The sequence below is a fragment of the Sediminibacterium sp. genome, assembly GCF_019264485.1.
Lineage (GTDB): Bacteria > Bacteroidota > Bacteroidia > Chitinophagales > Chitinophagaceae > Sediminibacterium.
In genome coordinates, this window is record NZ_JAHVAA010000002.1 from 122,142 (window position 1) to 146,182 (window position 24,041).

The window sequence follows — 24,041 nt, forward strand, 5'->3', positions numbered from 1 at the left end:
ATGCGATAGACTATAAATTTTTGAGTGCCTGTTTGATGATCAGTTCAAGTGATGCATCTTCAGGTATGGATGACATGGTTTTTTTGATGGCATTTTCGGCCTGTGGTTTTGCTATTCCCAGTGCAATCAATGCCTGTATGGCATCTTCATCTACACCCGAAATTTTCATGGTTCCCAAAGGCTGACCGATTGTTTGTTTACCCAGTTTGTCGCGTAGTTCAACGATCAGTCGTTCTGCCGATTTTTTTCCTATTCCTTTGATTCCTTCCAACTGCTTTGTGTTGCCCTGAACAATGGCCCTGATGATTTCATCGGGTTTCATTCCGGATAACATCATTCTCGCAGTAGAAGCCCCTACACCTGATACGCTGATCAGTTGCAGGAAAAGTTCTTTTTCTGCAATATCGGCAAAACCGAACAATGTTTGTGCATTTTCGGTAATATGTAAATAAGTGTGTAATTGTCCGTTTTCTACGTTACTGATGGCCGCATAGGTATTCAGGCTTATTTGCAGGTCGTAACCAACCCCATTTACATCCACTACCACACGGGCAGGGGTTTTGATTGCAAATTTTCCTCTTACAAAAGCGATCATAGCAGGTATCAAAAATAGGGGTAAAAATTGACAGATTGTACGTACTTTTGTATAAAATGTATACGTATGGCAACTAAGCTCACACTTTCCATAGACGAATCCGTAATAAGGGATGCGAAGGAGTATGCGCAAAAAACAGGCCGCAGCGTATCACAATTGGTTGAATCTTATCTGAAAGCCATTACACACCCTACTAAAAAGAAAAAGTCTAAGTTACCTCCACACCTTAAAAGATGGCATGGTGCATTCAAAATAGAGGATGAAAGAGATTATAAAGAAATAATTGCAGAGGCCATTTGGGAGAAATATAATACATGATACAGATTTTTCTTGATACCAATGTATTGTTCGATTTCTTTGCGGAGCGGCAACCTTTTGACAAAGAGGCAGAAGAGATCATGGAACTGGCCTATGAAAAACAAATCGAATTGTATTGTTCTGCCATCAGTTATACAACCGTGTTTTATCTGCTCTCAAAATTAAAGGGAAAGGCCAAAGCTTTTCAAGCAATAAAAGATATGCGTGAACTCATTGAAACGGTTGGGGTAGATAGTTCTGTCATAGATAAAGCATTGGATAATACCCATCCGGATTTTGAAGATGCCATTCAGTTAGAATGTGCATATGCAGTGAAACATATACAAACTATTGTTACAAGAAGCCCTAAACATTTTAAAACAAAACAATTACTTGTACAAACACCAAAAGAATTTTTAGACACGTTCAATCAGACTATACATGAATAAACTCACAGCAACCATCACCGCAGTTGGCGGATATGTTCCGGAAGATAAACTCACCAATTTCGACCTTGAGAAAATGGTAGATACCAATGATGAATGGATCCGTACTCGCACTGGTATTGAAGAAAGAAGAATATTGAAAGAACCTGGTAAGGGTAGCAGCGATATGGCTGTTCCTGCCATTCAGGAAATATTACGTAAGAAAAATCTCGATCCATTAGAGATTGATTGTGTAATCTGTGCAACGGTTACTCCTGATATGGTTTTTCCTGCAACAGCCAATATCATCTGCGATAAACTTGGTGCCACCAATGCATGGGGCTATGATATGAGTGCCGCCTGCAGTGGTTTTCTCTACGCACTCACTACCGGCGCTATGTATATTGAAAGTGGCAGGTTTAAAAAAGTAATCGTAGTAGGTGTTGATAAAATGAGCGCCATTATAGATTATACCGATCGCGCCACCTGTATCATTTTTGGCGACGGGGCAGGCGCTGTTTTATTAGAACCCACAACTGATGGGTCTGGTATTCTCGACAGTATTCTGAGAAGCGACGGAAGCGGACGCCACTATCTACACATGAAAGCAGGTGGTTCGGTAAAACCCGCAACAGTAGAAACAGTTATGGCTAAAGAACATTTTGCTTACCAGGAAGGACAGGCCGTTTTCAAATTTGCGGTTAAAGGTATGGCCGATGTTAGTGCCGAACTCCTGGAAAGAAACGGACTGACAGGCGATGATATTGCCTGGCTGGTACCCCACCAGGCCAACCTGCGTATCATCGATGCAACAGCCAACCGGATGGGATTACCGAAAGAAAAAGTAATGATCAATATTCAGAAATACGGGAATACCACAGCCGCCACGCTGCCACTTTGTTTGTGGGACTGGGAAAAGCAACTGAAAAAAGGCGACAATATCGTACTCTCCGCTTTCGGCGGTGGCTTTACCTGGGGCGCTACCTGGGTGAAGTGGGGATATGATGGGGAGTGAATGGGGGGATAGTGAGTAGTGAATGGTGAGTAAGAAAATGAGTGCTATAATCATATACGCTGTTATGCAGTTATCTCGCATAACAGCATATATGATTATAGTTTTAGTGATTCAGCAATACAAAACTTTTGCAGCCTACTTCAACATTCAAAATTCAATATTCAATATTTCTCCGATCTTATTCCAGATACCTTACTGTTCTTGTCATCTTACCATCAGCATTAATGCCTTCGAGTACAAGCAGTAGTTTTTTAGAGAAATCATTATTATAGAATTCTATTCTGAACCTTGGCGTTTTTTTATTGGTCATAATATAAGGGTTCCAGTAAAGAGTACTTCTGGTATCTGCATCATAAGTTGCATCTTTTTCATAACTCGGATTATAAAATTCCCTGAACCTTGAATAACCGGCGAGTATTGTTGTTTCCATACCTTTTTTGCCAGGATCCGTTTTCCGCTCGTCACCTCCCTTTTTAGTATAAATAGCAATGGCTCCGCCTGCTCCACCACCTGCTGCTCCAAAAAAAGGAGGCCTCATTACTTTTATATATGCGATATCGGTTATGGCAATAGTTTGAACCATATCTACATTCGAAATCATTTCATTCAGGTACAGCGAAGGTGTTCCACCACGCCAGCTCAATGATACCTGCTGCCCCGAACCCGTTATCTGCAAACCGGCAACCTTACCCTGCAGGTATGTCAATACATCAAATGCACCCAATGTTTTATCTGTAGTAAGATCAAAGCTATAAGCATCTCCTCCTGAAAAAAGACCTGACGCATATTTTTCATCCAGTACCTGCATAGGATTTTTTGTCTTGGCTTTTACCACCACTTCCTGCAAAGTGGCAGATGCCATACTTTTTCTCAGCTTTTCTTCTTCCTGCAAAAACATATTCATCCGTATCAATGCAAGACTGTCTGACCATGTTTGCAGATAGGGCTGCTGATCCATACGTATGGTACTTCCCGGTTGTTTTTTCAACAGCCCATTACCTAATTGTACCTGTGTAACCCTTCCCGCAATTTTGTTTTTATCGTTCAGGTTATAGTACACTTTTGCCGTATCAAAAAAGAACCCACCCGGCTCCTCAAAACTTCCATCTTTCTGAACCGGTACAAAAAACATATTTACACTGCTATCTTTATTTACCACAACTAGGTTCAACTGCGCAGATGCGGCGCCAACTGATTCCATACCATATACTTTTCCCTGTAATTTCATGTAGTCTGTTTCGGGCTGGTACTGTAAAACAGGTTCTTTTGCTGCTTTTATCTTGTTCCAGTCGAAACGCCGCCATCCGTTGGTCATCATAACAAGATCAAGTCTTTTGGTAATACTGTCTGCATCGCTTTTCAAATAATAAGCAGGGTTATGTATATATCCCTTTAACTGATTACTCAGCAGGAAATCTGAAAAGATAGTATGTTGTTCCGGCCCTGCAAGTTCAGCATCGGTAATTGATACAGACATATTGGCTACAGCAGTATCTGAAACAAATACTTCAACAATATTTTTACCTCTTTTTTTAAGGTTGATGATTCCGGGGGTAACGCGGGTATTAAATTCATGCATCCGGTTATTTACAAAAAGTATACGTTCTTCCAGCGGTACCCAGTTGCTGGTAAACAGCGAAAACTGAAGAATACCAGTTTGTAATTCCTCAATAGGTATGCCGGCATTGATAACAGTTTTCTCACTCATTTTAAGCTGCACTTTATAAATCGGGCGTTCATTCATGTGCACAAGCAGGAATAGCTGTTTACTGCTCTCCTCTACGTTAGCCGTTCTTTGCACCTGTATCATTGCTTTCTCGTTGGTACCAATAACACTTAGTGATACTCCTTCCTGTTGAATACCCGTTATTGGTGTGCTTCCCTTCACACCATTTTCATCTGTCCATTCTATGCGATACTTTTCACCCGGTAATGGACGGAGGGAGAAAAGCCCCATTCCATCGTGTAATACATCCAGTGTATCCAGTACTTTATTCTTATCATTCATTAAAACACCTTTTATCAATACCGGTATCCCGAACTGGTTGGTGGCTTTGAATGCAATTTTTTCATCTAACCCTTCAACAATAGCCCCCCCTTCAGGAAATAATTCAAACCTGGTACGTAATACCACCTGTTTTTTTACAGGCTGACCTCCTTTATTGATCAGGATATCTTTCTGGTAAATAAAACTGGTGTCATCATTCAGCATCCATCTTGTATATGCTTTGACCCTGATGAATTCGCCGGTATAGGTAGCCGGTATATCAAAAGAACCTTTGGTTGTTGACTGAAAAATCGGAGCCACTGTTTGCCGCAACATTTTACCCTCGGTATCATACCAGTCAACATATACATTCTTGCTCAGTGGGCTTGGACTATTATCGGTAAGCAGGTAAAGTTTATACCAGATCGTTTCATTCTGGTTATACAACTGCTTATCGAAATGAATATGCATTTTCTCTTTGGGAAATAAATTAGCATGCGAATCCATAATTGAATCAACAAACTGTGCATGACTTTTTTCCACAGCCAAAAATATCATCAAAGTGATCACAGCAGATACAATGCGCTTCATCTAGTTCTCTTTTGCGCTAAGATAGAAAAGAAAGGAACAGTGAAACAGAGGAATATTGAACATCAAATGTTAAAGGATAGAAAAGCAAGAGGCTTCAGTTTCTACATTCATTTTTGGCCGTCGTATTTTCTGGTAAACAAAATATAATCCGTTTGCGGAATTTTCTCTATTCCCAATTGCCGGAGTTGGGTTACCACCTGTCCGCGATGATAAGTACCATGATTGGAAAGATGGATTACTATCTCATACACCGGTTGTGTAAACTGATCCCCTCTGGTATTATTATAGGGTAAAGAAGTCGTTAATATCTCTTCGCTGGCATCATGTACAAATGCCAGCCATTGGCGGTTCTGTTGTAATAAACCATTGGCAATATCTTTCATACCGGGATGAAAACTAAGACTGGGCATAACCACCTGCTCATGCATCTGTAGCCGCTGCCACCATCCGCTGGCAGCATCCCACATATGCAGAAAAGTCTTTTGCACAGAGGGGAAACTGCTTACTATGGGTCTGTTTTGTTCTTCAGCCGACAGTTCTACGGCCAGGTTCAGCAACTGTTCATTGGCCCAGATCTCATATGCTGTATATGAGAGGAGTAATTGCTTCATGATTCGTCTTACATTTGAGGAAGAAGAAATTAATTTAATCGACAATTTACAAAGAATGTCCGAAAAATTTCCACTCAGCGGCATGAGCTCAGTAGCCATGCATGCCTGCGGTCACCAGAATGCAGAAGATGCACACCTGACACCCATTTTTGCCACTTCCACTTTTACTTTCGACACTGCCGAAGACGGTATGAACCGTTTTGCAGGAACTGATAAAACCAGGGTTTACAGTCGCTGGGGTAACCCAACTTTCACTGCTGCGGAAGAAACCATTGCAGCATTGGAAGCTTTTGGCTTAAAAGATGCAGACGGAAAACCACTCCAGTTAAAAGCCTTGCTACATGCCAGCGGACAGGCTGCCATGACCACACTTTTTCTAAGCAACCTGAAAACGGGTGATGCCATACTCTCACATTATTCATTGTATGGAGGTACCCAGGAACTGATGACCAAAGTGCTCGCTGCTACCGGCATAGAAGTGATTATTGTTGATATGCGCGACCTGAATAAAGTAACTGAAGCATTACAACAACATCATCATATTAAACTGGTGCATATTGAAACACCTGCCAACCCTACTATTCAGTGTGTTGACTTAGATGCCGTTACCAAAATAGCTAAAGCAAAAGGGCTAATCGTTAGTGTTGACAACACTTTCGCCACCCCTTACCTGCAGCAGCCATTTAAGTATGGCGTTGATTTTGTATTTCATTCCACCACCAAATTCCTGAATGGTCATGGCACGGCCATTGGCGGCGTATTGATTGGAAAGGACCTTGAAAAAATGAGAACCTCTGTCTGGAAATGGCATGTATTATTAGGAGGCAACAGCAATCCTTTTGATGCTTTTCTGCTGGCACAGGGTATGAAAACATTAGAGCTGAGGATGGACAGACATTGCGCCAATGCACAAAAAGTGGCTGAATACCTTGCACAACATCCCGCTATTGCCCATGTAAATTTTACCGGTCTGGCCAATCACCCCGATCATGCACTAAGTGCCCGGCAAATGCGTTTACCGGGTGCCGTGATGAGTTATGAACTTAAAGGTGGTTTGGAAGCCGGTAAACAATTTATCAATAAATTAAAGATGTGTGTTCGCGCCATTTCATTGGGAACGGTTGATACACTTGTATCTCATCCGGCCAGTATGAGTCATTTCGGCATCCCACGTGAGGAACGAATTAAATACGGTATTACAGACGGGTTAATCCGCATGAGTGTGGGTATTGAAAATATTGAAGACATTATGAATGACCTGGAGCAGGCATTAAAATAAACTGCTACCTGTAATAAAATCGGCCCTGAACAGACTGATTTATATCATACTCTTAAATATACTGCTATGAGATCATTTTTCCTGTTGGCCATTTGTTGCCTGACTTTATCGGCCCAAGCACAAAAAAAGAAATCAACTCCACCGCAAACCGATCGTTTTGCCGGTCTTGATACCGCTTTTGAAAGGGTATTAAAAGACCAGCTCGCTGCAGGTTTTGCTGTAGCCGTAGTAGAGAAAAATAAAGTGATCTATGCAAAAGGATTTGGCTACCGCGATTATGAAAAGAAACTGCCGGTAACTGCTAATACCCTTTTTGCCATCGGTAGTTGCACAAAAGCATTTACTTCCTCCTTGATCGGGCTCCTGCAAAAAGAAAATAAAATAGCACTCGACAAACCTGTGAGAGAGTACCTGCCTTCACTGAAATTTTATAATGATGATATGAACCGGCTCATTACCGTTCGCGACCTGATGACTCACAGAACAGGACTGCCTCGTCATGATTATTCCTGGTACCTGTTTAAAACCAATTCCAGAGACAGTCTCTTACAAAGAATTCAATACCAGGAGCCTTCATTTGGTCTACGTGAAAGATACCAGTATAATAATTTTATGTTTCTCCTGCAGGGTATGATCACTGAAAAAATTACCGGTAAAAGCTGGGAAGAAAATATCAGCACTGCTATTTTCCAGCCACTTGGCATGACGCGTTCAAATTTCAGCGTAAACGATATGGAGAAAGCTGATGACGCCTCTTTAGGATATGGTATAAAAAAAGACAGCATCATCGACAAACTGGATTATTACAATATCAATGCCATGGGTCCGGCTGGAAGTATCAATAGCAGTGTAAACGATATGGCCAAATGGCTTATCACCTGGATCAATGGAGGCAAATATGAAGGGAAGGAAATTATTCCGTCTAACTTTATTAATAATGCCATGTCTGCTCAAATGGTTTCAGGATCTGGTCTTCCATCAAAAGAACGCCCCGATGTATTTGCTGCCAATTATGGATTTGCCTGGTCATTAACATCTTATAAAGGTCATTACAGGGTAGAACATGGTGGTAATATTGATGGTTTTTCGGCCAGCACTTCTTTCTTCCCTACCGACAGTATTGGTATTGTGGTACTCACCAATCAGAATGCCTCTTCTGTTACATCTACCGTTCGTAACCTGATTGCCGACCGTTTATTAAATCTCCCTTATTTCGACTGGAATAAGGATGTAGTAGATGCCAACAAAAAATCAAAAGAAGCAGCAAAAGCAGCTGAGAAAACAGTTAGTTCCAATCAACAAAAAAATACCAAACCTTCTCATGCATTAAAAGCGTATGAAGGCGTATACACACATCCGGGATATGGTAAACTCGAAGTAGTAGTGCAGAACGACTCACTCTTTGTTCATATATACCAGAATGATCCGGCCTGGTTAAAACATTACCATTACGATATTTTCCAGCCCTATAATGTTGAAAAAACAGGCAAACCAGATACATCAGGAAGCAGTCCGCTTCGCTTTCAGTTTTTTATGAATGAAACAGGTGATATTAATTCACTCAGTCTCAAACTCGAACCCACACTCGACGCGTTGAAATTTTCCAGATCACCTAGAACCATTAAAACCAATGCAAATGATCTTCAGCAATACGCAGGTGATTATGAATTAGGTGGTGCGATTGTGAAAGTATCTGTAAAAAACAATACACTGTTTACACTGGTACCCGGACAACCTGAATATGAAATGTCTGCTTTGGGTAACGACAGGTTTGCATTAAAAATATTGTCTGGTTATTATGTACAGTTTGAAATAAAAGATAAAGAAGTAACCCAACTCATATTTCAGCAACCCAATGGGAACTTTGCTGCAAAAAGAAAAAAATAATCTACCGATATCCATATGAACATTCATATCAGAAGAGCTGAAAGAAACGATTGCAAAAGATTGCTGGAACTGATACAGGAACTGGCAGACTATGAAAAAGCTCCACAGGAAGTAACCGTAACCCTCAAGCATTTTGAAGAAAGCGGTTTTGGCGATAACCCTGTGTGGTGGGCTTTTGTAGCAGAAATTGATGGGAATGTGGAAGGCTTTGCACTTTATTATATCCGTTACAGCACCTGGAAAGGACAATGCCTCTATCTTGAAGATTTTCTCGTTACCGAAAAACTGAGAGGTAAGGGTGCGGGTAAATTATTGTTCGACCGGATTATTGAAGAAGCAAAAGAAAAAGGTTTCAAGCGAATGGTATGGCAGGTACTCGAATGGAATGAACCTGCCATAAATTTCTACAAAAAATACAACGCCACCCTCGACCCCGAATGGGTGAATGGTATCTTAGATTTTTAGTCCATAGTCCATGGACCATCGACTATGGACTATTAACTATCGACTATTAACTCACCCCTTCCACCACCGCTTCCTTATGAATTTTCTGTACCAGTCCCTGTAAAACTTTACCGGGGCCGGCTTCTGTAAAATGGCTGGCACCATCGGCAACCATTGATTGTACACTTTGCGTCCATCTTACGGCACCTGTTAACTGGTTAATCAGGTTTTGTTTAATCATATCAGGCTCTGTAACGGCTGTAGCTACCACATTCTGGTACACAGGACAATTAGGATGGTGAAAACTGGTGGCCTCAATGGCTGCAGCCAGTTCTTCACGTGCCGGTGCCATTAACGGACTATGAAAAGCACCTCCCACCGGTAATACCAATGCGCGTTTGGCACCAGCGGCTTTCATTCTTTCACAAGCTATTTCAATTCCTTTTACTGAACCACTAATTACCAGTTGGCCCGGACAATTATAATTTGCAGGCACTACCACTTCCCCTGTCTCTGCCTGTACGGCCGCGCATATCTCTTCTACTTTAGCATCATCCAGCGCGAGTACGGCTGCCATAGTAGAAGGTACCAGCTCGCAGGCTTTTTGCATGGCTTTTGCACGAATGCTTACCAACTGTAATGCATCTTCAAAACTCAATGTATTATTGGCCACCAGTGCAGAGAATTCGCCTAATGAATGACCTGCTACCATGTGGGGGGTGGCTCCTTCGATGGTTCTATAAGCTACTACTGAATGAAGAAAAACCGCGGGCTGTGTTACACTGGTTTGCTTTAACTCTTCATCAGTACCACCGAACATGATGTCACTGATACGGAAACCCAGAATTTCATTGGCATTTTCAAACAGTTTTTTGGCAGAAGCATTGTTGTCGTAAAGACTCTTACCCATTCCACTGAACTGAGATCCCTGACCCGGGAATATATAGGCATGTTTATTCATTGTTGAGGTTTTAGTAACCGCAAAAAAACCTAATCCTGCCGATATCCCAAATTTATTTTCGCCAATCTTATAATATTGGTACAGGTACCTTGTATTTAGTGAGTATGGCTTTATAAGCTGGCAGGCTCGTTAATGCTTCAAGATCAGCATCAAATACCAGGTGATCAAAATCGGTATATCCTGCTGCAAGTGATTGATCTAAATATTCAAGGGCTTTGGTGTAATTACCTAACATGGTGTACATACAGGCGGCATCATGAAATGCCGCAGCCAGTTTACCCGCTTTTGCACTTGCCTCAATAATTAGTTTAGATACCAGCCGTTCAGTAGTTGCCTTATCCCCCATCATAGCAGAAGCGTATGCATAGTCTGCAGTCGTATCTTTCGTTCTGGTTTCAGCTAAACTCATCTGCATGGCTTTCTGTAGATTCCCGTCACCCAACTCATTTTGTTTCATCGTTGTTTTAAAAAAACGGCCCAGTGTATAATAACTTGTAAAACCGGGTTTAAGTACCACAGCACGCTGTATATCTTTTAGTGCATCACTGGCATTATTTTGTTTAATCAGTACATTGGATCGTTCAATATAAATATCTACCAAAGACAAAGTATCTTTTTTATACATTGCTATCGCTTTATCATAGTCTGCAATTGAGTTTGTGTATTCTTTTCTTAACTTATTTACGTATGCCCGTGCCCAATAAAATGCTTTTGCAGAAGAATGAGTTTTTATCGCATCATTCAGTATTTGAATAGCGGGACCATATCTCAACTTAATCCGTTCGTAGAGGTAGTAATCAAAATAACAATTAATGTGATCATCCGTATTGGTTAAATAGGTTAATCCCTTTTTGTAGTAATCTACCACATCTGTATAACTGGTTGTTTTCTTGAACATATTTGCCAGATCCCAATAAATATAACCGTTCCGGGTATCATACTTAAGGGCAGTCATATAATCAGCTCTGGCTTCTTCAGGTTTTCCCTGGAAATTTTTAATACCTCCACATATGCCGTAAGATTGTGCTAATCTTTTCAGTATGAATGAATCCGGATTTGTTTTTTTGAGATCCAGTCTGATTGTTTCTAAAAAGTCAGGCAGCGACTCTGTATATTGTTTGTCCTGGTATTTTGAAATTCCTCTTTTGAAATACAATGTAGCATTTTGATTGTCTTTAGTAATACCTAAAGTAAAATCAGCTACAATCTCCTTTGTAGTATATTTTCCAACCGCCATTTTAGCATCACCACGGTATAAATACAGTTCAGCAAGTTCTGTGCTACTCGTGGTTTGTTCAATAGCTTTTGTGTAATAGCCAATCGCATCATCCGGGTAACCTGCCCGGTCTACAGAAAGGGCCATACTTTTATACACTTTGAATTTATTTGTACTATACTCATACTTCGTTAAGGCTTCATCATAATCTTCGAAAGCAGACTCATAGTCTTCCATTTCAAAATAGCAGTCTGCTCTCAGCACATACAGGCTTGCCAATGATGATTTAGTGCCGGAAGTATAATAAGTAATTGCCTTTGTATAATCGCTAGCCGCTACCTGATAATTTTTTGAATAATAATTACCCACACCACGCCACCAGTAAGCCTCGCCACTGGGAGTTAAATTAATGGACATGGTTGCATTGCTAATTACACCTGCATAATCTTTTTTATCATAACACTCTTTGGCCTTTTTATTATAATCTGCGGCAGTCTGTGACAGCGAAAGCAATGGCCAGAGGAAAAAGAGAAATACAACAAGGGTAGAAAAAGTAGTTCTTTTCATCAGGATATTATTCACGATAAAATTATCCATTTATCCTGATTATAATATACCCTGTTTTGAGTATTTATCATAAAAAAAACAGCCGAAGCTGTTTTCAAATAAATCATTTATGCTGATTTAAAATTCTGTTTTCAACTCCAGGTATTTTAAAAATTCTTCTTTCACTTTCTCTTCCTTAAACTTGCCGCCATAGAAAGCCGTAATAGTAGAAGAAGTATCATCTTCCACACCACGACTAGCTACACAAAGATGTTTGGCATCAATTACAATGGCTACATCTTCTGTACCAAGGTCTTTCTGCAGTTCTTTTCCAATCTGCATGGTCAGCCTTTCCTGCACCTGTGGGCGTTTGGCAAAATACTCTACCAGTCTGTTCAGTTTACTCAAGCCAATTACTTTACCATTGCTGATATAAGCCACATGTGCCTTACCAATGATGGGCACAAAATGATGTTCACAATTACTGTAAAATGAAATGTTTTTCTCAACCAGCATTTCATTGTACTTGTATTTATTTTCAAATAGTGCAATCGCGGGTTTGTTGGCCGGATTTAACCCCTGAAAAATTTCTTTTACATACATTTTTGCCACACGACGGGGTGTACCTTTTAAACTATCGTCTGAAAGATCAAGACCCAGTATCTCCATGATAGAACGGAAATGCTGTTCAATTTCAGCTATTTTTTCCTCATCTGTTTTCACAAATGCATCTTCACGCATAGGTGTATCCACCGAAGTGCTTATATGGTCATCGCCCATATCATCAATGTGTAAATCACTCAGCTCTATCTGTTCTCCGTTAAGCCGGATATTCAACAAAGTTTCGTTCTGTTTCATACAATCTTATTTTTAAATCCAGATCCTTATCCAGTTTGGCACGCAACAATTGATAAATAACTATGGCAATATTTTCAGCCGTAGGATTGAGTGTTGCAAACTCCACTGTATCGAGGTTCAAATTTTTATGATCAAATCGTTTTATTACTTCTTCCTGAATTATATCACTCAGCAATTTCATATCAAACACATAACCCGTCTCGGCATTCGGTACTCCACTCAGTTTTACTTCCAGTTCATAATTATGCCCGTGGTAATTGGGGTTATTACAAAGACCAAATACTTTTTTATTCATCTCATCCGTCCAGGCAGCATTGTGCAAACGGTGTGCCGCGTTAAAATGTTCTTTTCTGAAAACTGCTACTTTCTCCATATTCAATTCATATGCCGGATTATTATTACCCCGGCAAGAGATCCCGGATCAACTTCCGTTGCGTCGCACACTTCAGCTACAGCAACCCAGGTGTTTAAAATCCTAAAATCAAGTGAGTCAGTTATCAATGGCCGGGCACTGTTTCAGAAGTGTGCTGATCAAGTGGCCTGGCGTACGAGAGCCTGTTCATTAATAACAACGCTTGAATGTCTGTTCTTGATCCATAGTCCATGGCTTATAGTCCATAGACGATAGATTTATATATATCCTTTCAAATTCAGGTATCAAAGACATCCTGATAACAAAGGTACATACGATACTAATAACAGGAAGGATGTTATTTTGTTTAGACAATCAGGTAAAAATATTAAACGATGGAGTGGCTCATGGACCATAGTCGATAGTCCATGGTCCATAGTAAGGCGTTTTTCTATGGTCTATGGACTATGGACCATCGACTATTCCCCTTACCCAAAGTACTCAACATAAATCCTGGGTGTCTCATACAGCTTAATGCAATGTAATTCAACCTGTTGTGGTAAATGGGGTTGTAATTGTTGCCAGATGGCTATAGCCAGGTTTTCGGTGCTGCAAAGCTGGTCTTTCATGAAATCTACATCCAGGTTGAGGTTTTTATGATCCAGCTTATCAATAACATGCTCTTTGACCAGTTTACTTAGTTTTTTAACATCATATAAAAAACCGGTATCGGGATCGGGATTCCCCTTAATGGTAACATAAAGGTCATAATTATGCCCATGCCAGTTTTCATTGGCACAAACCCCGAAAACGGCCTCATTCTGTTCTTTGCTCCAGCGGGGATTAAATAGTTTATGAGCTGCGTTAAAATGCTCCTGCCTCGTTAAATACACCATGCAAACACGAAAATTTTGGCAAAGTTAAGAAAGTTGAGGGGTTTGCGTCTGTATTTATCATTCAAAACAATATTCAACCGGCATATCCACTGCATAGTCGTCTGCAGTACATATAGTAAATGAGAACCTAAAGCTTACACAGGGGAATAAATAGCTATGTAAAAGCTGTACTTTTAGCCTCATTACTCACCTAAAGATTCCAAATGCGCGTTATCATCACCGCCGCCACTGTAGGAGAATGGATGCCCGGTTTTCTCAACATCAATACGCTTTACACAGGTGAAAGTCAGCGCCTGAAAGTGCGTTTCCACCAGTCAGGTGTTGGTATGCTGGCCAGTGCCGTATCATTAACAAGACTGGTAAGTGAAGAAAAACCCGATTTAATTATACAAATAGGTATCGCGGGTACTTTCAATCCGAAAATGCCGTTGGGTAAAGTGGTTTTAATAAAAGAAGAAATACTGGGCGATATGGGTGTTGAGGAAGACGGTAAATGGAAAGATATTTTCGATCTGAAACTTGAAAAAAGCAGTTATCACCCTTTTGAAAAAAGAAAGCTGCCCAATCACTGGCTATCTACTTATAACCTGTTGAAACTACCTGAACTAAGCTCCATCACCGTAAATGAAATAACCACTCATCCAAAACGGATAGAACAACTCACAAAAAAATACAACCCCGATCTTGAAAGTATGGAAGGTGCCTCTTTGCATTATGTATGTCGTGAAGCCAATATTCCTTTTATTCAGATGCGCGCCATCTCCAATTATATCGGCGAGAGAAACAAAGCCAACTGGAAAATGAAAGAAGCGCTGGAGGCATTGAATGATACATTGTTGAAGTACCTTGATAAATTGTATAAAGTAAAGTGAGTAGTGAGTGGTGAGCAGTGAGTAGTGAGCAGTGAAAAGAAAGCAGAATCATATTCCTAATTTTCTCTGTAGGAGTCCTTTGGAGAAATTTTCAAATTCCCAAATTATCAAATTATCATGACAATCTCCCTTGGTTTTTCCCCCTGTCCGAATGATACTTTCATTTTTGACGCACTGGTAAACCATAAGATAGATACAGAAGGACTCTCTTTTGAAGTAGTACTGGAAGATGTTCAAACCCTTAACCATTGGGCCACAGAGGGTAAATTAGATGTATCAAAAATCAGTTATGGCGTATTGCCACTGGTGCTCAATCAGTATACAGTTTTGAATAGCGGCGGTGCACTGGGCAATGGCGTTGGGCCATTACTTATTACAAAAGACCCTGAACTTCAGCTAAAAAATATTGAGCAGCTGTCCATCGCCATCCCCGGTAAAAACACAACGGCACATTTACTTTTTTCACTGGCTTATCCCAAGGCTTTAAATAAACAGTTTCATGTATTTCATGAAATAGAAAACCTGGTATTATCCGGAGCGGTTGATGCAGGAGTTATTATTCATGAGAACCGTTTTACTTATCAGCAAAAAGGGCTACGCAAACTGACTGATCTCGGCAGTTACTGGGAAGAGCAAACCCGTTTACCAATACCGTTGGGTGGTATTGTGGCGCATCATCGTTTAACAGATATTATTGCGATACAGGTAGATAAACTGATCCGTAAAAGCGTGGAATATGCATTTGCCCACTACCCGCATATCACAAACTATGTGAAACAACATGCACAGGAAATGAGTGAGCTGGTAATGAAACAACATATAGATTTATATGTAAATGACTTTTCCATTGATCTCGGCACCACAGGAAAAACAGCAGTACAAAAACTACTGGAAGTTTCAGCAACTATTACACCGGAAAATAAAAATTCAGCTCATCCTGTTTTCCTTCACTGAATATGATTGAATTTACAATTAACAAATAAAGATTTCAGGAACCTGTATAAACCAGTCATACATGAGTACGCTTTTGAAAGACCTATATTCTCCAGCTTTTTATGAGCAATTTTCAGCTACATTAAAAAAAGCGGTTCCCGCTCTTGACAAAAAGAAATTCCAGCAGCAGATTTTCACACCTGCGTTTGAACAGTATGAGCTAAAAGAGAGAATGGCGCATACAGCGCATGTATTGCATCGTTTCTTTCCTCAAAACTATAAAGATGCAACACCTCTACTATGTGAGTTAGTGGAACAGATTAAAGCGCACGGCCCCAAAGCCAGCAGCATTGAATACCTTTTTATTCCTGAATACATTTATTTATATGGCCTGGCCGACTATAACCGCTCTGTAGCTGCCATGGAAAAAATTACACAATTTATTACCTGTGAATTTGCCATCCGTCATTTCATCATTCGCTATGAAGACCGAATGATTCCGCAGATGCTTAAGTGGTCAACACATAAAAACCGGCATGTACGCAGGCTGGCAACAGAAGGTTGCAGGCCCCGTTTACCCTGGGCTATGGCATTACCCATGCTCAAAAAAGACCCTTCCCCTATTTTACCCATACTCGAAAACCTCAGACAGGATAGTTGTGAAGTGGTAAGAAGAAGTGTGGCCAATAACCTGAATGATATTTCAAAAGATAATCCTGCCATTGCACTACAGATAGCAAAAAAATGGAAAGGACTCGGAGAAGAAACAGATGCCATTATCAAACATGGCCTGAGAACCTTATTAAAAGCGGGGGATGCAACGGTACTGTCTTTTTATAAACTTACTGCTGACCATTTTAAGCTCAGTCATTTCAAAATCAATACACCCGCAATATCCATCGGTGAATACCTGCAGTTTGAGTGCATGGTTGAAAACAGCAGGAGCAAGACTCAAACACTTCGTCTGGAGTATGCAATACATTATCTTAAAAGTAATGGCACACTTTCTAAAAAAGTTTTCAAAATCAGTGAAAGAATAGTAGGAGCCGGGGAAAAAGTGAAGGTCATAAGGCGACAAAGTTTCAAACCAATCACCACGCGTGTTTTCTACAAAGGAATTCATCAATTATCCATCATCCTGAATGGGAAAGAAAGCAAGGCGCTATCTTTTGAGTTATCTTAACCCCTAATCCTTTTTTTATAGCTCCGGATTAAAATCTGGAGCTATAAAAAAAGGATTGGTTAGTTCATTTCACTGAGTTCGAGCCAACGCATTTCTTTTTCTTCCAGTTCGCGGGTAATGGCTGTCATACGGTCGCTGAGTTTCGAAATTTCTTCGAAGGGTAGCTCACCACGGCTCATTTGTTCGGCAATTTTTTCTTTCTCTTTTTCCAATGCCGGCAATTCTTTTTCCAGCAATTCAAATTCTCTCTTCTCTTTAAAACTCATTTTCCTCTTGGCCGCAGTTTCATTGATTTTCGACCCGTTTTCTTCCTGCTTTTTATCGGCTGTTATTGGCGGTGCTTCTGTAGCTAACTGTTCCTGTGTTTTCTGCCAGATTCGGTACTGTGTATAGTTTCCGGGAAAATCTCTTACTTCTCCTTCGCCTTCAAAAACAAAGAGATGGTCTACCAGTCTGTCCATAAAATAACGGTCGTGCGAAACAATCATCACACAGCCCTGGTAATCGCTTAAGAAATTTTCCAGCACAGCCAGTGTGGGCAGGTCGAGATCATTGGTAGGTTCATCCAGTACCAGAAAATTCGGATTACGAAATAGAATGGTGAGTAATTGCAGGCGTTTTTTCTCGCCCCCGCTTAAAGATGATAAATAGGTGTATTGCTTATCTGGTGGGAACAGGAACAACTCAAGAAACTGGGCAGCACTTAAACTTCCACCCTTGGCCAGTGGAAAGCTTTCTGCAAAACTTTTTACGTATTCAATAACACGCAGGTCATCTTTTATCTGTAAGCCCTGTTGAGAGAAGTTACCAAAAATGACGGTGTCGCCAATATTGACTTTACCACTGTCGGCCGTTTCAAGTTGTTGAATGATATTGAGAAAAGTAGACTTACCCACACCATTCTTCCCAATCACTCCTATTCTTTCTCCTTTGGTAAAAGTATAATCAAACCCTTTGAGGATGGGCAGTTCACCATAGGATTTATATACTTTTTTCATCTCCACCACTTTGCCCCCCAACCTGCTCATTTTAATATCCAGTTGCAGTTTGGCTTCTTCTATTTTCTGTTTGGCCCTTGCTTCTACTTCATAAAAATTATCCTGTCTGCTCTTGCTTTTGGTGGTGCGGGCCTTGGGTTGTTTTCGCATCCATTCCAGTTCTTTCCGGTACTGGTTGCGGGCCTTGTCAATACTGGCCAGTTCACTGTCTATACGGGCGGCTTTTTTCTCCATATAGTTTTCGTAGTCGCCCTTGTACACATACATATTTTCCCGTTCCAGTTCCCATATTTCATTACAGACTGCATCTAAAAAATAGCGGTCGTGGGTTACCAGTAATAGGGTGATATTTTCTGCATTCAGGTAATGTTCCAGCCACTCAATCATCTCTACATCGAGGTGATTGGTGGGTTCATCCATCATCAGTAAAGTGTGTTTATGCTCAAACCCAATATCGATCAATGTTTTGGCCAATGCCACCCGTTTACGCTGACCTCCGCTTAAATTTTTTACAGGATTTTGCAGGTGGTGTATATTGAGTTTACCCAGAATCTGTTTCACTTTGGCTTCAAAATCCCAGGCACCCAGTTCATCCATTTGTACAACAGATTCAGCAATCAGGTGGCCGTCTTCCGATTCAGCCGCTGCCTCATAGGCACGGATGGCTGTTATGATTGGATGTTCGAGGTGAAAAATATTCTCCAGTACCGAGCGGTCTTCATCAAATAAAGGCTCCTGTTCAAAGAGGGCTACTGTAACTTCTTTGTTGATCCAGCATTTACCTTCATCAGCGGTCTCTTGTCCGGCGAGAATACGCAACAGGGTAGATTTACCGACCCCATTCCTGGCAATCAGTGCAATTTTATCGCCTTCATTGATGTGAAAAGAAATATTACTAAACAGCGGATTGATACCATAACTCTTGGTAAGCCCCTCAACAGACACGTAATGCATGGGGCAAAGATAGGGAGGAGTGAGTAGTGAGGAGTCAGTAGTGAGTAAAGAATCTGCTTCACTACTGACTCCTCACTACTCACTTCTCACAGCCTCCTGATCCTTATTTCCCTGAACCATGCTTCACCTCCATGGTCCTGCAAGGCAATATGCCCGGATTTTACGCTGCCATAAGCAGCTATATCTTTCCATTTTCCATTGGCCTTGTTCTTCTGCCAGTTTTCATCCCATAAAGTGTACTCCACTACTTTTTTCTCATTGAGCCAGTGTTGAACTTTACCCTGGTTAACTATAATACGTGTATGGTTCCATTCACCTGCCGCTTTGGTGGCATCTTCTGCAGGTGTATTCATGGCATAATTGGCGGCGGTTTTCTGCCAGTCTTCCAGTTTAGATGGATATCCTTTGTCATCAATCAACTGATATTCCGGTCCGCTATGAAAACTGGAAGGATAGGCTTCCGATACCAGGTATAAAATACCGCTATTGGCACCTGAAGCAATTTTCCATTCAATAGAAAATTCAAAATTTTCAAACTGCTCTTCGGTAATCAGATCGGCATGTTGTGTATTACCATCTTTATTCCCTTTGCAATACAATATGCCATCTTTCACTGACCATGACCCGGATAGCTTATTCTGATAATTTCTCCATCCGTCCAGTGACTTTCCATTAAACAAATTTTTCCAGCCTTTTTGCGATTGATCTCGCTTACTGGCAATTGTAGTGAAGATGGTTTTCTCTTTGGGTGCAGCTCCTATTACTACACCTCCGCTTACGATAAGGCAAGCCTGCAGAAACATATGGTTCGACATGCGCAACAGTTAGTTTGGTTTTGGGAAGATAGGGAGAAATAGTCAATAGCTGATAGTCGATGGCGAATAGCAGATGGTAAAGGGTGAATGAGCCATTTCTACTCAGTAAAACCAGAAAACCATGGGCTATAAACTATCAGCCATTGGCTATCCCTTATCTTTGCTATATGAAGCAGTTCAATGTGCCTGTTGGCTATAGGAGTCCGCTGATCGGGAGCATCAAGCAGAGAAGAAAAGAGGAGGATAAACTCAAGAAAGATTTTTCGCCCACTTTGCTTGATCTGGGCCCACTGCAGATTTATCTGGCGCGTCATTTCGGTTTTTGTTATGGTGTGGAGAATGCCATAGAAATTGCTTTTCGTACCATTGAAGAAAACCCCGACAAACGCATTTTCCTGTTGAGTGAAATGATTCATAATCCACAGGTGAATGCTGATTTACTGGCCAGGGGTGTACAGTTTTTACAGGATACCAAGGGTAAACAACTGATTGCTTTCGACAGTTTAACAAAAGATGATGTGGTAATCATTCCTGCATTTGGTACCACGCTCGAAATCGAATCTATTCTTACTGAAAAAGGTATTCCTACAGAAAAATACAATACTACCTGCCCCTTTGTAGAAAAAGTATGGAACCGTAGTGAACAGATCGCCAAAAAAGGGTACAGTATTGTGGTTCATGGCAAGCCTCAACATGAAGAAACCAGGGCCACATTTTCTCATGCATCTTATCATACCCCCACTGTGGTGGTGAATGATATGGCAGAAACCATTGAACTCGCAAAATATATTACCGGAGAAAAAAATACAGCCGATTTTTATACGGAGTTCAAGGGTCGTTATTCTGATGGATTTAATATTGAAAAAGACCTGCAACGCATTGGTGTGGTTAACCAGACCACTCAACTGGCAACAGATACACAAGCCATTTCAGATTACCTGAAAGCTGTTTTTATTCGTCATTTCAAGCTAACAGCAGCAAGCATTGCCGATCGTTTTGCAGATACAAGGGATACACTCTGTTATGCCACCAACGATAACCAGACAGCCGTTACCGGTATGCTGGCCAATACCAGGGCCGATCTGGCCATTGTTATAGGTGGTTATAACAGCAGCAACTCCTCACACCTTGTTGAACTATGTGAAGAAAAACTACCCACTTATTTTATTGATGCTGCCGATAAACTCCTGAGTAAAACAGAAATACTTAACCGTAACTGGCGGACAAAAGAACAGACCAACATTCATAACTACCTGCCCGAACAAAACCAGGTACACATACTTATGACCAGTGGCGCCAGTTGTCCGGATGCGGTGGTAGAAGACGTTATCAGAAAATTAGCTTCATTTTACCAGACAGAAGAGCAGTTATCTGCCTATATCATTCCTTAAATATTCACCATTTATATGAACTGGGTATTACTCATTATTGCCGGTTTATTTGAAGTAGGTTTTGCCGCCTGTCTCGGGAAAGCAAGACTTGCAACAGGTATGAGCGTTGCCTGGTGGTACACGGGTTTTGTGGTTTGTTTAACCATCAGCATGTTATTACTGATTAAAGCCACACAGGAACTACCTATTGGTACAGCTTATGCTGTATGGACAGGTATTGGTGCGGTTGGTACTGTAATTGTGGGTATTATTTTCTTTAAGGAACCGGCAGATTTCTGGCGCTTGTTTTTCATCACTACACTGATTGCATCTATAGTAGGACTCAAAGTTGTATCTCACTAATTGCTTCTGCGAAAACTCCTTGTCCGCATGTTTACTACGGCGAATTAATTTGTTATTTAACGCTGAGAACATGAGTTAACAACGTTTACGCAGCGGTTATAAACAGGCAAATCTGTATATTTAGTATAGATTATATGCAACAAAAAATAAAACCCGAAATCTGGTGGACGGCGCTGATTGGTTGCCTGTTTGCATGGACAGGTATCGGTATTCAGTTATATGATACCCTGCAAACGAGTCGGTTATCTGTGCCGGGTACACTGGTTAAATTTTTCAGTTATTTTACCATACTCACCAATCTGCTGGTGGCGCTTTATTTTAGTGCAATTGTATTTGCTACAGATGCAGCTATTGGTAAGTTTTTCAGGAAATATGCCTGTAGTACAGCTATTGCCGTTTATATTTTAGTAGTGGGTATTATCTATAATGTTAGCCTGAGAAGTATCTGGACTTTTACCGGCTGGGCGAAAATATCCAATGAGTTATTACATACTGTTACACCTGCTTATTTTTTGATTTACTGGTTTTTTATTACAGAGAAAGAGAAACTTTTTTTCAGCACGATCTTCTATTGGATGATATACCCCTTATTTTATCTTATTCATACCCTGATCAGGGGAACTATTGTTCATTCCTACCCATATCCTTTCATTGACGTAAATGCACTTGGTTATAGCAAGGTTATATTGAATTGTTTGGGAGTGGCTGTACTCTTTTTTTTACTGTTTATTATATTTATTGTAATTGGCAACCGTTTAAAACGGAATTAGTTTTTTACTTAGTTCTTTTATGTAAAAAGTTAGACTTATGATAATACCCCCTTTCAAACATAAAGTAAGTTCCAAAACAAACAGACCAAACTATTTTCCTTTATAACAAATTGTCGGCCTCACTTCAGTTGCAGTATGCTTACACCTGCGCAAATGCATAAACAGTCGAAGTCAGCTATTAAAACGTGGGAAAAACAATGGCTGGCATGAATTAGATAATTATATTTATTCACCTATTATAAATCAGTCAACCTTTATTAGGACTAGGCAGAGCATAAAAAAACCACCCCATTTTATGGAGTGGTTTTTAATTTTTCTAAATCGTTTTATTTAGGAAATCCCCCTTTGCTGAAGGATGTTAATCTATCTATTGAAAAAAATAATTTGAACCCATACCAATATTATTGGCAGGAACATAGAAAGTAGGAAATAGATAAGAAAGAGCTTACCGTTGTAGTACTTGTAGTTATGCAAGATTCTTTCATATCTTTTATTTCTAAAAATCAAAAAATAATTAATAATAATGCAAGGAAGGATAAATAGGAATATATATGCCAACAAATTATTAATACGAGTAGACAAAAAAGCGAAATTAATTTTATAGAAATAAGTTTGAAAAACAAATTTTTCTAAAATCGTCATAATCAAAATGAAGTTTGCTGACATAGCCAAAGTCATAAATATCATAGTTCCTACTTGCCAACTTTCCTTGTTAGTAGATTGTAATCTAGCTCTCTTAATACAATCTGACCATATCCTATAATATAAATTTAACATCTCTATTTTAATTAATCGTTGTATTAATACCATTGATTCCCTGCTGCTGCTGCTGCTGCTTCATCCATTGCAGCTTGAAACTGTGCATTTGAATCACCAACATAAGAATTTTTATTATACAACTTCGTATTATATATAATTTGAAAAGTAGTCATCCAGTTTTGGTAAGTACCTAAAACCATCCCCCCTGCACCTGTAACCCCAGACACTGCACCCAAGGTTTTCGGAGCAAATCCAAAATACGCCAAACCATTTGCGGCTAATCCAGTTGTACCTAAGGTTAACCCTAATGCGTCTAGCGGATTAATATTTCCATTTAGATATTGATCACGCACCTGAATTGCAGTAAGTAAATTAGCCAAAAGTGACATACCAAAACCTACATTTTTAACAGTGTAAGAACGAAATTGAGCAGCTTTGGCTTGTTTTGACATACGCTTAATATCAATTGGGAATGGTTTTATTTTCCCTTTCGTAGTAGTGTAATTTTTATGGTCATAATTTCGTGAGTAAATATCATAATAAGTATCAGCAGCTCCCATCAGATAAGTAAACATTGATAGACTACTATTTGGATTTTGGCTTTTCTCAGCTTTGAGATTCTTGCTTTTTCCCGATGCTTTAACTACTACATCAGGCAAACCATGCCACACATTTCCTTTTTTATCAGTGCTATCTGCAATTAACCCTAGAGGATCATTAAGTATTATTGGATTATTATTCGCAAAAACATAAGGCGAACTTTCAACAACAACATCAGCTAAAGGATCTATTTGCCAAAATCTTCCTAATTGAGGGTCTAAACTTCTATAATTTGTCTCGTACCAGTTTAAATTAAAGTCTGTATTTAATTCTGTGCCAGCATTAAACTTCTTTCTATTCTCCAACTTCCCAGCAGCCTTACTACTAATCCCCGCCATCGTCAACCCAAATGGATAATAATGCGTCTCTTCCAACAATGGCCCCCTACTATGTACGAGCTGTAAATTATCAAAGAACACATCCAGATTAGTCTGGTTACTTACGTACACATAAAGATAACCATT

Annotated in this window: 23 protein-coding genes; 12 read left to right on the forward strand and 11 right to left on the reverse strand. The window is 40.1% G+C overall.

Annotated features, from left to right (window positions below):
- Window positions 1-10 precede the first annotated feature (10 nt).
- Window positions 11-595, reverse strand: a complete 585-nt coding sequence (gene ruvA / locus KXJ59_RS00760; protein WP_295200042.1) for a Holliday junction branch migration protein RuvA — start codon at window positions 593-595, stop codon at window positions 11-13.
- Window positions 596-661: 66 nt separating this feature from the next.
- On the opposite strand from ruvA, the gene KXJ59_RS00765 reads away from it, so the two are divergent.
- Genes KXJ59_RS00765 through KXJ59_RS00775 form a run of 3 tightly spaced genes read left to right on the forward strand, consistent with a single transcriptional unit; the run spans window position 662 to window position 2,332 of the window.
- Window positions 662-913, forward strand: a complete 252-nt coding sequence (locus KXJ59_RS00765) for a DUF6364 family protein (RefSeq protein ID WP_295200045.1) — start codon at window positions 662-664, stop codon at window positions 911-913.
- Window positions 910-1,341, forward strand: coding sequence for a PIN domain-containing protein (locus KXJ59_RS00770; RefSeq protein ID WP_295200048.1), 432 nt, complete (start codon window positions 910-912; stop codon window positions 1,339-1,341). The genes KXJ59_RS00765 and KXJ59_RS00770 overlap by 4 nt, the downstream gene beginning before the upstream one ends.
- Complete coding sequence (locus KXJ59_RS00775; protein WP_295200050.1) at window positions 1,334-2,332, forward strand: beta-ketoacyl-ACP synthase III; 999 nt, start codon at window positions 1,334-1,336, stop codon at window positions 2,330-2,332. Before KXJ59_RS00770 ends, KXJ59_RS00775 begins: the two co-directional genes overlap by 8 nt.
- Before the next feature lie 178 nt (window positions 2,333-2,510).
- On the opposite strand, the gene KXJ59_RS00780 is transcribed toward KXJ59_RS00775, so the two are convergent.
- Together KXJ59_RS00780 and KXJ59_RS00785 are read right to left on the reverse strand one after the other, a co-directional pair.
- Complete coding sequence (locus tag KXJ59_RS00780) at window positions 2,511-4,910, reverse strand: hypothetical protein (RefSeq protein WP_295200052.1); 2,400 nt, start codon at window positions 4,908-4,910, stop codon at window positions 2,511-2,513.
- Between the two features lie 107 nt (window positions 4,911-5,017).
- A complete protein-coding gene (locus KXJ59_RS00785; RefSeq protein WP_295200053.1) occupies window positions 5,018-5,521 on the reverse strand; it encodes a DinB family protein in 504 nt (167 codons plus the stop codon).
- Window positions 5,522-5,576: 55 nt separating this feature from the next.
- Here KXJ59_RS00785 and KXJ59_RS00790 point away from each other — a divergent pair, with 55 nt between their 5' ends.
- From KXJ59_RS00790 to KXJ59_RS00800, 3 genes are all read left to right on the forward strand, one after another.
- On the forward strand, window positions 5,577-6,800 hold the full coding sequence (locus KXJ59_RS00790; RefSeq protein WP_295200055.1) for an aminotransferase class I/II-fold pyridoxal phosphate-dependent enzyme: 1,224 nt from the start codon (window positions 5,577-5,579) through the stop codon (window positions 6,798-6,800).
- A 66-nt stretch (window positions 6,801-6,866) separates the two neighbouring features.
- Complete coding sequence (locus KXJ59_RS00795) at window positions 6,867-8,687, forward strand: serine hydrolase (protein WP_295200058.1); 1,821 nt, start codon at window positions 6,867-6,869, stop codon at window positions 8,685-8,687.
- 15 nt (window positions 8,688-8,702) lie between these two features.
- Window positions 8,703-9,152, forward strand: a complete 450-nt coding sequence (locus KXJ59_RS00800) for a GNAT family N-acetyltransferase (protein ID WP_295200061.1) — start codon at window positions 8,703-8,705, stop codon at window positions 9,150-9,152.
- A 46-nt stretch (window positions 9,153-9,198) separates the two neighbouring features.
- Here KXJ59_RS00800 and fabD read toward each other — a convergent pair whose 3' ends face one another.
- The 5 genes from fabD to KXJ59_RS00825 form a co-directional block, all read right to left on the reverse strand.
- On the reverse strand, window positions 9,199-10,092 hold the full coding sequence (gene fabD / locus KXJ59_RS00805) for an ACP S-malonyltransferase (RefSeq protein WP_295200063.1): 894 nt from the start codon (window positions 10,090-10,092) through the stop codon (window positions 9,199-9,201).
- Between the two features lie 67 nt (window positions 10,093-10,159).
- Entirely contained in the window at window positions 10,160-11,905 is a 1,746-nt protein-coding gene (locus KXJ59_RS00810; RefSeq protein WP_295200066.1) for a tetratricopeptide repeat protein, read from the reverse strand.
- Window positions 11,906-11,992: 87 nt separating this feature from the next.
- Entirely contained in the window at window positions 11,993-12,712 is a 720-nt protein-coding gene (gene folE / locus KXJ59_RS00815; protein WP_295200068.1) for a GTP cyclohydrolase I FolE, read from the reverse strand.
- Window positions 12,675-13,085, reverse strand: coding sequence for a 6-carboxytetrahydropterin synthase (locus tag KXJ59_RS00820; RefSeq protein WP_295200071.1), 411 nt, complete (start codon window positions 13,083-13,085; stop codon window positions 12,675-12,677). Before KXJ59_RS00820 ends, folE begins: the two co-directional genes overlap by 38 nt.
- A 467-nt stretch (window positions 13,086-13,552) precedes the next feature.
- Window positions 13,553-13,960, reverse strand: a complete 408-nt coding sequence (locus KXJ59_RS00825) for a 6-carboxytetrahydropterin synthase (protein ID WP_295200073.1) — start codon at window positions 13,958-13,960, stop codon at window positions 13,553-13,555.
- Between the two features lie 203 nt (window positions 13,961-14,163).
- On the opposite strand from KXJ59_RS00825, the gene mqnB reads away from it, so the two are divergent.
- The 3 genes from mqnB (at window position 14,164) to KXJ59_RS00840 (ending at window position 16,948) form a co-directional block, all read left to right on the forward strand.
- Complete coding sequence (gene mqnB, locus KXJ59_RS00830) at window positions 14,164-14,832, forward strand: futalosine hydrolase (protein ID WP_295200076.1); 669 nt, start codon at window positions 14,164-14,166, stop codon at window positions 14,830-14,832.
- 117 nt (window positions 14,833-14,949) lie between these two features.
- Complete coding sequence (locus tag KXJ59_RS00835; protein WP_295200078.1) at window positions 14,950-15,786, forward strand: 1,4-dihydroxy-6-naphthoate synthase; 837 nt, start codon at window positions 14,950-14,952, stop codon at window positions 15,784-15,786.
- 61 nt (window positions 15,787-15,847) lie between these two features.
- Entirely contained in the window at window positions 15,848-16,948 is a 1,101-nt protein-coding gene (locus KXJ59_RS00840) for a DNA alkylation repair protein (protein WP_295200080.1), read from the forward strand.
- Between the two features lie 59 nt (window positions 16,949-17,007).
- Here the strand turns inward: KXJ59_RS00840 and KXJ59_RS00845 are convergent, their stop codons facing one another.
- Both KXJ59_RS00845 and KXJ59_RS00850 read right to left on the reverse strand, forming a co-directional pair.
- Window positions 17,008-18,900: an ABC-F family ATP-binding cassette domain-containing protein gene (locus KXJ59_RS00845; RefSeq protein WP_295200083.1), complete on the reverse strand. Its 1,893-nt coding sequence runs from the start codon at window positions 18,898-18,900 to the stop codon at window positions 17,008-17,010.
- 86 nt (window positions 18,901-18,986) lie between these two features.
- Entirely contained in the window at window positions 18,987-19,715 is a 729-nt protein-coding gene (locus tag KXJ59_RS00850) for a DUF1080 domain-containing protein (RefSeq protein WP_295200085.1), read from the reverse strand.
- A 167-nt stretch (window positions 19,716-19,882) separates the two neighbouring features.
- Here KXJ59_RS00850 and KXJ59_RS00855 point away from each other — a divergent pair, with 167 nt between their 5' ends.
- From KXJ59_RS00855 to KXJ59_RS00865, 3 genes are all read left to right on the forward strand, one after another.
- On the forward strand, window positions 19,883-21,106 hold the full coding sequence (locus KXJ59_RS00855) for a 4-hydroxy-3-methylbut-2-enyl diphosphate reductase (RefSeq protein ID WP_295200086.1): 1,224 nt from the start codon (window positions 19,883-19,885) through the stop codon (window positions 21,104-21,106).
- Between the two features lie 15 nt (window positions 21,107-21,121).
- Window positions 21,122-21,448 carry a multidrug efflux SMR transporter gene (locus tag KXJ59_RS00860; RefSeq protein WP_295200088.1) on the forward strand — a complete coding sequence of 109 codons (327 nt, stop codon included), beginning with the start codon at window positions 21,122-21,124 and terminating at the stop codon, window positions 21,446-21,448.
- A 134-nt stretch (window positions 21,449-21,582) separates the two neighbouring features.
- Window positions 21,583-22,218 carry a Pr6Pr family membrane protein gene (locus KXJ59_RS00865; protein ID WP_295200090.1) on the forward strand — a complete coding sequence of 212 codons (636 nt, stop codon included), beginning with the start codon at window positions 21,583-21,585 and terminating at the stop codon, window positions 22,216-22,218.
- 800 nt (window positions 22,219-23,018) lie between these two features.
- Here the strand turns inward: KXJ59_RS00865 and KXJ59_RS00870 are convergent.
- Window positions 23,019-24,041 (reverse strand): RHS repeat-associated core domain-containing protein (locus KXJ59_RS00870; RefSeq protein WP_295200092.1); only part of this gene is annotated, 1,023 nt, incomplete at its 5' end.